Origin of the sequence: Longimicrobium sp. (assembly GCF_036280135.1) — a bacterium.
In the GTDB taxonomy this organism is placed as follows: domain Bacteria; phylum Gemmatimonadota; class Gemmatimonadetes; order Longimicrobiales; family Longimicrobiaceae; genus Longimicrobium.
Map to the genome: position 1 here is coordinate 1 of NZ_DASURI010000395.1, position 10,309 is coordinate 10,309.

10 protein-coding genes and 1 pseudogene are annotated in these 10,309 nt (G+C 69.6%); 4 read left to right on the plus strand and 7 right to left on the minus strand.

All coding sequences use genetic code 11. From position 1 onward, the window contains the following. Nucleotides 1–347 precede the first annotated feature (347 nt). The 5 genes from recF to VFZ20_RS12390 form a co-directional block, all read right to left on the minus strand. On the minus strand, nt 348–1,478 hold the full coding sequence (gene recF / locus VFZ20_RS12370; protein WP_329684194.1) for a DNA replication/repair protein RecF: 1,131 nt from the start codon (nt 1,476–1,478) through the stop codon (nt 348–350). Between the two features lie 53 nt (nt 1,479–1,531). Beyond that, nucleotides 1,532–1,924: a DUF5615 family PIN-like protein gene (locus tag VFZ20_RS12375; RefSeq protein WP_329684195.1), complete on the minus strand. Its 393-nt coding sequence runs from the start codon at nt 1,922–1,924 to the stop codon at nt 1,532–1,534. After that, nucleotides 1,906–2,604 (minus strand): hypothetical protein, encoded by a 699-nt coding sequence (locus VFZ20_RS12380; protein ID WP_329684196.1) that lies wholly within the window; start codon nt 2,602–2,604, stop codon nt 1,906–1,908. The genes VFZ20_RS12375 and VFZ20_RS12380 overlap by 19 nt, the downstream gene beginning before the upstream one ends. A 78-nt stretch (nt 2,605–2,682) precedes the next feature. Then, on the minus strand, nt 2,683–3,234 hold the full coding sequence (locus tag VFZ20_RS12385; protein WP_329684197.1) for a methylated-DNA--[protein]-cysteine S-methyltransferase: 552 nt from the start codon (nt 3,232–3,234) through the stop codon (nt 2,683–2,685). Nucleotides 3,235–3,314: 80 nt separating this feature from the next. After that, nucleotides 3,315–4,139, minus strand: coding sequence for an enoyl-CoA hydratase-related protein (locus VFZ20_RS12390; protein WP_329684198.1), 825 nt, complete (start codon nt 4,137–4,139; stop codon nt 3,315–3,317). A 362-nt stretch (nt 4,140–4,501) separates the two neighbouring features. On the opposite strand from VFZ20_RS12390, the gene VFZ20_RS12395 reads away from it, so the two are divergent. The 3 genes from VFZ20_RS12395 to VFZ20_RS12405 are packed head-to-tail and all read left to right on the plus strand — an operon-like array spanning nt 4,502 to nt 7,269. Further along, nucleotides 4,502–5,377: a serine hydrolase gene (locus tag VFZ20_RS12395; RefSeq protein ID WP_329684199.1), complete on the plus strand. Its 876-nt coding sequence runs from the start codon at nt 4,502–4,504 to the stop codon at nt 5,375–5,377. Beyond that, complete coding sequence (locus tag VFZ20_RS12400) at nt 5,377–6,030, plus strand: hypothetical protein (protein ID WP_329684200.1); 654 nt, start codon at nt 5,377–5,379, stop codon at nt 6,028–6,030. Before VFZ20_RS12395 ends, VFZ20_RS12400 begins: the two co-directional genes overlap by 1 nt. Next, nucleotides 6,031–7,269 carry a hypothetical protein gene (locus VFZ20_RS12405; protein WP_329684201.1) on the plus strand — a complete coding sequence of 413 codons (1,239 nt, stop codon included), beginning with the start codon at nt 6,031–6,033 and terminating at the stop codon, nt 7,267–7,269. It begins immediately after the preceding gene. Between the two features lie 256 nt (nt 7,270–7,525). Here the strand turns inward: VFZ20_RS12405 and VFZ20_RS12410 are convergent, their stop codons facing one another. Beyond that, the gene (locus VFZ20_RS12410) at nt 7,526–8,680 is read right to left on the minus strand and encodes a glycosyltransferase family 2 protein (protein ID WP_329684202.1); all 1,155 of its coding nucleotides are present in this window, start codon (nt 8,678–8,680) and stop codon (nt 7,526–7,528) included. A gap of 323 nt (nt 8,681–9,003) precedes the next feature. Here VFZ20_RS12410 and VFZ20_RS12415 point away from each other — a divergent pair. After that, nucleotides 9,004–9,207: pseudogene (locus VFZ20_RS12415) on the plus strand (cold-shock protein); the annotation flags it as partial. A 475-nt stretch (nt 9,208–9,682) separates the two neighbouring features. Here the strand turns inward: VFZ20_RS12415 and VFZ20_RS12420 are convergent. Then, a partial coding sequence (locus tag VFZ20_RS12420) for a TonB-dependent receptor domain-containing protein (protein WP_329684203.1) occupies nt 9,683–10,309 on the minus strand: 627 nt, incomplete at its 5' end.

Consider the following 10,309-nt stretch of genomic DNA (forward strand, 5'->3'; position numbering starts at 1 on the left):
ACGGCAAACCCGAGACGATTGGCTGAACAGCCAAGCGATTGTCATCCTGAGGGGGTGTTGCCAAACCTCGGGCTCGAAAGCGTCATCCTGAGGAGCCGCCGCGCGATGCCTGCCTGGCTTGATCGATGGCGGCGACGAAGGATCTTGTATGCGAGACTCGGGGCCGGCTTCCAGGCATGAAGCCGGCCCCGTGGTTTGGACACAAGATCCTTCGGTCGCGCCAAAGCCCTGCGCGTGTTCACGTTACGCGTGGCGCTCCCTCAGGATGACGCTCGCTGGGCTCCGTTGAAAGGCAGGTTTGGCAACACCCTCTCAGTTCATTCGTATACCTGCCGTTCCGCCGTCCGTTACCCCGCGAGAATCACCCCGTCCCGGATGCCCCACCGCGGCAGCGTCTCGCCGCGCAGCCGAAAGTCCGTGGGCTTGGGCGAGGTAAGCAGCACCTGGCCGCCGCCTTCCTCGTTCTCGATCCAGTCCACGATGCGCTGCGAGCGGCCGGGGTCCAGCTCGGCAAAGACGTCGTCCAGGAGGACGATGGGCTGGCGGCCGCGCACGGCGTGGATGGTCTCGGCCTCCACCATCCGCAGGGCGATGGCGGCCGTGCGCTGCTGGCCGCCGCTGCCGTACGTCCGCAGCTCCAGCGCGGTGCCGTCCGCGCCCGTGATGGTGAACCGCAGGTCGTCGCGGTGCGGGCCCACGAGCGTCATCCCCCGCCGCTGCTCGCGATCGGCGTTCTTCGCCAGCGCGGCGGCGAACGCGGCGGCCACGTCCTCCGTGGTCGCCGCCTCGCCCAGCTCCGGCGCGGACGACGCGTACGTCATGTGCCCCGGGTGCCCGCCGGCCACGCGCGCGTAGTGCTCGGCAAAGCTGGCGGCGTGCTCGCGCACCCACGCGGCGCGCGCGGCGGCCACGCGGCTGCCGGCGGCCACCAGCCCGTCGTCCCACAGCTCCACCATGGCGCGCGGCTTGTTCTGCCGCAGCAGCGTGTTGCGCTGAAAGAGCGTCTGCCGATAGCGCTGCAGGGCCTGCAGGTAGCCGGGCTCGGCGAGGGACAGGACAATGTCCAGGAACCGCCGCCGCGCGCCGGGCCCGCCGCCCACCAGCTCCACGTCGGAAGGGGAGAAGATGACGGCGCCCACTTGGCCCAGGGCATCGCCCAGGCGCTCGGGCTCGGCGTTGTTGACGGTCACCTTCTTCTTGCGTCCCCGCCGGTCAAACGCGGCCGAGACGGAGCGCGTGCGTCCCTCGTCGTCCTCCATCCGCCCTTCCACGCGGAACACGTCCTCGCCAAAGCGGACGAGCTGCTCGTCGGGGGCGCCGCGGAATGAGCGAAAGATCTCCAGGTAGTAGACAGCCTCGAGCAGGTTGGTCTTGCCCTGCCCGTTGTCGCCCACGATGGCGGCGCCCTGCGCCGGGATCTCCAGCGCCTGCTCGGCGAAGTTGCGGTAGTTGCGCAGGTGCAGGCGGGAGAGATGCAACGGCAGTGCGAAAGTGCGGGAGTGCGAAAGTGCGAAAGTTGGCGCGGGCGAAGCTAGCGGAGACGACGCACGACGCGCACGCCGATCTGGTACTGGAACGGACGCCGCTCCGTGCGGGCCAGCCGCTTGATCTCGGGCCAGTGCTTGATGATCGTCTGCACCACCTCGCACACGCGCGGCGAGCGCTTGCCCGGGAGAAGAAAGAACGCGCCGACGCCCTCCTCGCGAAGCGCCGCGGCCTCGTGAGGCTTGCGGGTGATGTTCACGTCGCGGGTGACGATGCACCAGCCCCGCTCCCCCGCATGGCGAATCCATGTCTCATCAGGCGTGCCGGGCGCAAAGATCCTGGCCACGTGCTCGGCGGGCTCGCCAAGCGCCTCCAGGGCGTCAACAAGCCCGGGAGGCAAGTTCGCGTCGAAGAGGAACCTTACGCGGCCTTCCGCCATTCCTCGAACCGCACGGCGGTATGCACGTGGCGCGGCGGAACCTTGTAGACCCACGAAACGCGCTCCAAGGCACGGTCGGGATCGTACTCCATCTCCGCCTCGAGCGCATCCGCGAGCACGCGGGTGGGAACGCCGATCTCCGCCACGATGGGAGAGCCGAACGATACCTGGGGGTCCACGACGACACGTCCCTCGCGTCCCATGGGCCACCAGCGGGTTGGCACCTCCATGGGGTCGAACTCCAGTTGCCCAAGGTACGGCTGCACAACCTCGCGCAACGCGTGCTGCCCGTGCCCGCGCAGGCTCACCAGGGACTCGTCGCCTCCGGACTCCCGCAGCAGCGCGTAGATGCCGTTGGGATCCGCAAAGAATTTGCGCATGGCGAATGGGTGCTCGGTCTCGAACATCCGCGCCGCGACGGCGGCCGCCTCGTGCACGAGCTTCCAGGGCGCGCCCGCGCGGCGGAACCCCTTGATGTACATCAGCTCCACGAGCTCGGTAAAGGTAAGGGCGCGCTGGCCCTCGATCTCGGGGAGCTCCGTCTTGATGAGGGGTTGATAGCGCACCGGCACGCCATCGCGCCGGCGCTCGTATCCGAACGCCCACCGCTGCACTTCGGCGACGGGTGCCTTGAGGAGAGAGGCCGCTTCGACGGGAGTGTAGAGTCCTTTTCCGATCATGCGCTCTCCGGCGTGGTCGTGAACTCTACCAAAGGTAAACCGAAACCGACGGAAAGAGAAGCAAATCACCCGGGGTTCTCAGACCCCCGGGACGCCCTCGTGGCGCAGGAGCCAGCGCTTGCGCTCCATCCCCTCGCCCTTTTCCCACTGGCCCGCGTATCCGCCGATGCCGCCGCCCGCCGCCAGCACGCGGTGGCAGGGGATGACGATGGGGATGGGGTTGTTGCGGTTGGCCTGGCCCACCGCCCGCGGCGCGCGGCAGGCGATGTCGTCGGCCACGTCGCCGTACGAGCGCGTCTCGCCGTACGGAATGCGGCACAGCGCGTCCCACACGCGGCGCTGGAACTCCGTCCCCTCCGGCGACAGCGGCAGGTCGAAGTCACGGCGCGCGCCGTCGAAGTACTCGCGCAGCTGCTGCGCCACCGTCCACCCCAGCGGGTCGTCGCGCGTGGGCTCCACGCGCGTGCCCGCCGGCGGGTGCGCGCCCTGGGGCCAGAAGTGGATGTAGCGAACCGCATCTTCGTCGTATTCCACGAAGAGCGGCCCCACCGGCGACGGCAGCAGCAGCCGCCGGACCGCCGACGACGGCGCCATCCCCGGCCCCACCCGTCTCGCCGCGGCTCTCACCATGTCAGACCTCCGCGCATCGGCGGGAGCTCGTCCGTGCGTCACTTTCGCACTTCGCACTCCCGCACTTTCGCACTCGCAGTTCAGCGGCCCGTGAACGCCGCCGTGCGCTTTTCCAGGAACGCCGCCATGCCCTCGCGCATGTCCTGCGTGGCCGCCAGCAGGCCGAACAGGTTGCTCTCCAGGGCCAGCCCGTCGTCCATGGACATCTCCATCCCGCGCGTGGCGCACTCGATGGCCAGCCCCACGGCGATGGGCCCGTTGGCCAGGATGGTCCCCATCATCTGCCGCGCGGCGGCCATGAGCGCGTCCTTGGCCGACGGAGCCTCGCCGCCCTCGGTGGCCTGCGGCTTGGGGACGACCTTGTTGACGAGGCCAATGCGGTACGCCTCGTCGGCCTTGATGAACTGCGCGGTGAGCATGAGCTCCAGCGCGCGGCCCTTGCCCACGATGCGCGGCAGGCGCAGGGTGCCGCCGTAGCCGGGGATGATGCCCAGCTTGACTTCGGGCAGCCCGAACTGCGCGTTCTCGCCCGCGATGCGAAGGTGGCAGGCCAGCGCCAGCTCGCATCCACCGCCCAGCGCGAACCCGTTGACGGCCGCGAGGACGGGCTTGCGCGACAGCTCGATCTGCCGGAACACGCGTTGCCCCAGCCGGCTGACGTCGACCCCATCCACGGGGCCCATGCGGGACAGCTCGGCGATGTCGGCGCCGGCCACGAACGACTTTTCGCCCACGCCGGTGATGATCACGCCGCCCAAGTCGTCGCGCCCGGTGATCTCGTCCATGGCCTGGCCCAGCTCGCGCACGGTCTGCTCGTTGAGCGCGTTGAGCTTGTCCGGACGGTTGACGGACAGCGTGGCGATGCGGTCCTGGACGTCGAGCGTGAGGTTGGTATGGTCGGCCATCGGTATGGAGTGCGTGAGGGCGAAAGTACGTGCTTGAACCCGGGACGAAGGTACGTCGTACGAGGGTACGTTCGGCGCGGCGCACAAAGCTACGCGGGCGGCCCATGAGCGGCAATCGCGCTTTCGCCGCTTTGCTCCCCTCCACCGACGCCCGGCCTCCACCCCACCCCGCCGATCCCGCCTCATCCCATCCCTCGTAACGATCCCGTCCCGGTTCGGTCCCCCGTCCGCCTGGGAAAAACGTCTGCTCCCTCCGCTGGCGCCAAACCTGCAACAGCACCCGCTCTCCCCCGGTTTCACGCACGGGGATCCAGACGACGACTGAAGGGGCCGGCGCGCCCGCCGGATAGATCGCACGCCAGATGGCATCCAGCAACGAGAAGGACCACGGGGACGACGACGATCCCCTGCGCCGCAGGGTGCGGGAGATCGCCGGCGACAGCGGGGCAAAGCGCGTGGCCGTGGCCTACCACGACTACGAGAGCGACTCGTCGTGGAGCTACGACGGCGGCGAGTGGTTCCACGCCGCCAGCACCATCAAGGTGCCGGTGCTGCTGGGCGTGTTCCGCGCCATCGAGGAGGGTGACCTGGCCCTGCTGGCGCGCGTCCACGTGCGCAACCGCTTCATGAGCGCCGTGGGCGACGGCACCGCCTTTCGCGTGGCGGCCAGCCGCGACGCCAACGCCGAGGTGCCGCGCAACATCGGCCGGACCATGCGGGTGCAGGAGCTGGCGTACCACATGATCACCACCAGCAGCAACCTCGCCACCAACCTGCTCATCGAGGTGGTGGGGGCGCAGGAGATCACCGACACGCTCACGGAGCTGGGGCTGGACACGGGCGTGAAGTTTCGGCGGGGGGTGGAGGACGAGGCCGCCTTCGAGGCCGGCATCAGCAACGAGTGCACGGCCGAGGGCATGCTGCGCGTGCTGCGCACCATCGAGGAGCGCAAGGCGTTCAGCGAAGAGTCGTCGCAGCAGATGCTCAACATCCTGCACGCGCAGGAGTTTCGCAGCGGCATTCCCGGCCGCCTGCCCGAGGGCGTAAAGGTGGCCAACAAGACGGGGGAGATCAGCACGGTGGCGCACGACGCGGGCATCGTCTACGCACCCGGCCGCAAGCCGTACGCGCTGGTGGTGCTCACGGAGTGGGAGGCGAGCAAAACGAGCGGGCGCAGCGACACCATCGCCCGCATCTCGCGCGCCGTGTACGACCACCTTACCCGGAAGGCCGCCTGATGCCCGACCTCGGCGGACTGCAGGTGGTGGACGGCCTGGTGCTCCCCCCGCGGCTGCGGCGCCTGCTGCGTCCCGGCCAGCTGGCGCGGGGGCGCGACGGCCTGGTGCGGCGGCTTCCGCGCTGGTTCTACGAGATCCCCTCGTGGAACGTGGCGCTGGAGACGTCGCTCACGCCGCACTACAAGCTGTGGGAGTTCCTGGACGTGGACGTGCGCGAGGACGAGCTGCTGCGCGTGCAGGGGCCCCGCTACGTGCCGATGGCCGTGACGCTGCTGGCCGGCGCGCTGGAGGCGTTCCGGCGGCAGGTGGACACCTACGTGCACATCGCGGCCAACGGCGGATACCGCTCGCCCGCGCACCGGCTGGGGGGATACACGTCCGTGCACTGCTGGGGTACGGCGGTGAACGTCTACCGCATCGGCGACGACTGGCTGGACGACGAGCGGAACATCACGCGCTACGGCGACATCGCGCGGTCGGTGTTCCCGGCGTTTCGCGCGCTGCCGTACGGGCACGGCGTGGGCGAGACGGACGACCACCTGCACCTGGACGTGGGGTTCGCGGTGGTGGCGCCCCACGGCGGGGGCGACGAGACGGACGCGGTGCCGGACGAGGCGATGGACGAAGACGCGACGGAAACGGGCGAAGGCTGAATGGCGGACGAGAACAAGAAGGGAAGCCCGGTCAAGGGCGAAAGCCGCCCCGGCGCGCGCCTGGAGCTGGCCGCCATGGGGATGGAGGCGGAGTTCTCCGTCACGGTGGACGGCGAGCCCACGCGGCCCGAGGACATCTTCGGCAGCCCCCGCGCTTTTGTGCGCGGCAACATGATGCACCGGCAGGGCACGTCGTACCACCTGCCCACGGGCGGGGCCGTGTACTTCGACACGGGCGTCATCGAGGTGGCCACGCCCGTCATCGAGATCGACCGGGGCGCCGCCGCGCGCGCCGGCCGCTCCCTGTGGGAAAGCATCCTGTACCTGCGCGAGGAGCTGGACCACTGGGAAAGCCGCACGGGGCGGGAGATCCGGCTCACGGGCTTCAGCACGCACTACAACGTGAGCTTCGAGCTGCCGCCCCACGAGCAGGGGCGCAGCCGCACCGTGCGCAAGCTGGCCCTGCTGCTGTCGTACATCCTTCCCGCGCCGGTGATGCTGCTGGCCACCAACAAGCGCAGCACGGGCGTGGGCGTGCGGCCCCGCGGCGACCGCATCGAGATCACGGCCGACTTTACCCCCAGCGCGTCGCTCATGATCGCCACGGGCACGCTCATCGTGGGCATCGTGCGCGAGGTGATGACGTGGCCGTCGTTCGAGCTGGAGATGCTGGAGCGGATGGAGATCCCCGTCATCGCCGGCTACAGGCCCATCAAGCACACCTCGCGCAAGGGGTGGCTGGCCAAGGACGTGTGCTATCCCCGCAGCCCGTTCTCGGCCGACGTGGACGAGACCACGTGGCAGACGACGGACGGACGCGAGCTCAGCCTGCGCAGCATCGCGGGGCTCATCGTCAAGCACTTCTGGCACCCCATCCGCCGGGTGAGCGATCCCTGGACCTTCCGGCTGATCGGGTCGGTGATGCGGGGGCGGGCGCCGTCGCTGCTGGACCTGGAGGATCGCCCGCCGGAGTACGAGGACGTGGGCCGCTTGTGCACGTGGGACAACCTGTTCCCCGAGAGCGAGCTGAGCCGCAGCCGGTACGAGCGCGTGCTCATCCGCGCCATCAGCGGGCAAAAGCTGACCATGCACGGCCGCCGCTTTACGCCCACGGGGATGAAGGGCTGGTCCGCCGTCGTATTCCGCGACGACGAGGACCGTTCGCGCCACGTGTTCGGCATCGACTACCTGCTCAACCACCTGGACGACTGGGAACGTTCGAAGTCGCGCGGCGGGTGAACTGCGAGTGCGGAAGTGCGTGAGTGCGTTAGTGCGTTAGTGCGGGAGTGGCCCCAGGCCGCTCCCGCACTTTTGCGTGGCGGCGGCTTGCAGATCCAACAGATGTTTTCACGCAGAGGGAGCAGAGGCAGCAGAGTACCCCGTTTTCGCGCGGGATGAAGTACTCTGCTGCCTCTGCTCCCTCTGCGTGAAAATGCAGTTGATGTTCGCCAGCCTGCTCGTCTTATCCATTGCTTCCGCACTCACGCACTGCCGTTCAGATCTTGTTCGCGCGGAGCTCGTCCAGGGGATAGTGCGTGTCGCGCCACTCGATGCCGTTGTTGCGCAGGGCGTAGACGGTGGCGTTCCACATCACGAAGAGCACCAGCAGGCAGGCAAAGGGGAACAGCACCGCGTTCCACGGCCCCACGCCCTGGCCCAGCGCCGCGCCCACGTACAGCAGAAGCAGCAGGGCGACGGCGATGCCGTAAAGGACCTGCGTCCACCCCGCCGTGACAAAGACGGCCACGAACGGCCACACGCAGAACGCCAGGATCATCACCGTGGCCAGGACCACCAGCCAGACGCGGTAGTCCAGCCCCGCGAAGCCGTTCTTGCGCAGCCCGCGCACGACCTCCGGCAGCGAGTGGTACCACTCCACCGACACGTGCTCCGGCCCCACGGCGAAATCCGACGCGAAGCCGTTCTTCTTTACCAGCTTGCCCAGCTTTACGTCGTCGTCCGGGCGCATGGCGATGGCCTGGTGCGTCCCCATCCGGCGGTACGAATCCGCACGGACGAGGTTGAAGGCGCCCACGCCCACGTGCGCCTTGCTGCGCGGGTCGCGCACCTTCCACGGCCGCGTGAACAGGGCAAAGAACACCGTGAACGCCACGCCGAACGCCTTGAGCAGCGCGCCCGGCATGATCACGTGCGGCGCCACCGTCAGGTGGTCGATGCGCTCGCGGACCAGGTAGCCCGCGGCGCGCGCCAGGGTGTCCGGCGCCATCACAACGTCCGCGTCGGTAAACAGCAGCAGCTCGCCCCGCGCGGCGCCGGCGCCCAGCCACAGCGCGTGGTTCTTGCCCAGCCATCCGCCCGGCAGCTCGGTGACGTGCACCACGCGCAGCCGCGGCTCGCGTTCCGCCATGCGGTCCAGGATCCCGCCCGTGCCGTCGTCGGAGCGGTCGTCCACGACGATGATCTCCAGGTCGGGGACGTCCAGCGCCAGCACGGAGCACAGGGCCGGCTCGATCCCCCGCGCCTCGTTGCGCGCCGCGATCACCACGGAGAGGGACGGCATCTCGCCGGGCGGCAGGGGCGGCACGTCGCGCAGGTGGCGCAGGCGCCTGCCGCCCGCACCCAGCTCCACGAAGACGGCCAGGATGAGCAGGACCGTCAGCGCGGCCAGCCAGAGCAGGGGTCCTTCCATCCGTCTTTCACGTCGGTACGGGAGTGGATACGGATCAGGGCCGCGGAGTGTAGCGCCCCCCGCGCGCGTCGGCCAGCGTGGCAGCGAGGGGGCGGACCGTGGCGCGGATGCCCCGGCCCGGACGAGGGTTACGGCGCGATGGGAGCGACGTCCCAATCTGCAAGAAATCGTTACAAATGATTGTAACAGCCGCTCCGGATTGCATCTGCGCACCTGCAAGCGGGTACTTGCTCCCACCGTGGCACGCACCGGGAACGATCCGTGCGAGTGGGGTCCCCCGGTCCATTATCGTCCCACCGGTCCCCCAGCCTTTACATTGTCCCATGGAACGCGCATCAGGCACGGTCAAGTGGTTCTCGCAGGAAAAGGGCTTCGGCTTCGTCACCCGTGAAGACGGCACCGACATCTTCGTCCACCACAGCGGCATCTCCGGCCGCGGCTTCAAGACCCTGGAGCAGGGCGAGCCCGTGGAGTTCGACGTGATCGAGGAGCCCAAGGGTCTCAAGGCCGCCAACCTGGTGCGCCTGAACGCACCCGAGGGCGGCGACGAGGCCGGCATGGGGCAGGGCGGCGGCGGGTACGGCCGCAGCGGCGGCGGATACGGCGGGGGCAGTGGTGGTGGATACGGCGGCGGCGGGGGTGGCGGCGGATACGGCGGGGGCGGTGAGTACGGCAACCGCGGCGGTAGCGGTGGTGGTGGTGGCTACAACCGGGGTGGCGGCGGTGGGGGTGGCGGGCGCGGCGGCAACGGCGGTGGCCGCGATGGCGGCTGGGGCCGTGGCGGCGGCCGCCGCGACGAGTACGGCGGCGGCGACGACTGGTAGCCCCTCCGCCCCTGAAAGCAGACACATGCACCCGCCCTCGCCGTGCGCGAGAGCGGGTGTTCGTGCTTGAGAACCGCATGTTCACGCAGAGAGAGCAGAGGCAGCAGAGTACCCCGGTCCCGCGCGGACTGAAGTACTCTGCTGCCTCTGCTTTCTCTGCGTGAGAAAATGCTGCTGGTTATCTGCCCCAGCCCAGGGACACACTCAGGATGACGTGGCGGGGCAGGCCGGGCTCGAACGCCACTGGCTCGCCCGCCACCACGTCCGGGTTCAGGAACGCCGACGCCACGTACGCCCGGTCCGCCAGGTTCTCTACCTGCAGCGACCCGCGCAGGGTAAGCCCGCGGCCCAGGCGCATGGGGCGCAGGCCCACCTCCGCGTTCCACAGGGCGTAGCCGGGAACGCGCACCTGGTTGGCGTCGTCCGCCCAGAACGCGTCCACCCACTGCATCCCCACCTCCATCGCGACGAGCTGCCGCGCCGGCAGCCAGCGCAGCGCCGCCGAGCCGTGCGCGTCGGGCACGCCCACCACGCGGTTGCCGCCGTAGTCCGCCACGGCGCCCGGACGGCCGTAGTGCACGCTGTCCACGGCATAGCGCGTGTAGCGGTGGTCGTTGCCCGTGAGCGCGGCGTCCAGCTCCAGCCCCGGCGCCGTCACCACGTGCACGCCCAGCTCCGCGCCCCGCCGCCGCACGGCCCCCGCGCTGAAGTAGAAGCGTCCGCCGCGATACGGCACGATCTCGTCGCGCACCTCCGTCCAGTACAGCGCCAGGTCATAGCTGAACGCGCGGACCATCCCGTCGCG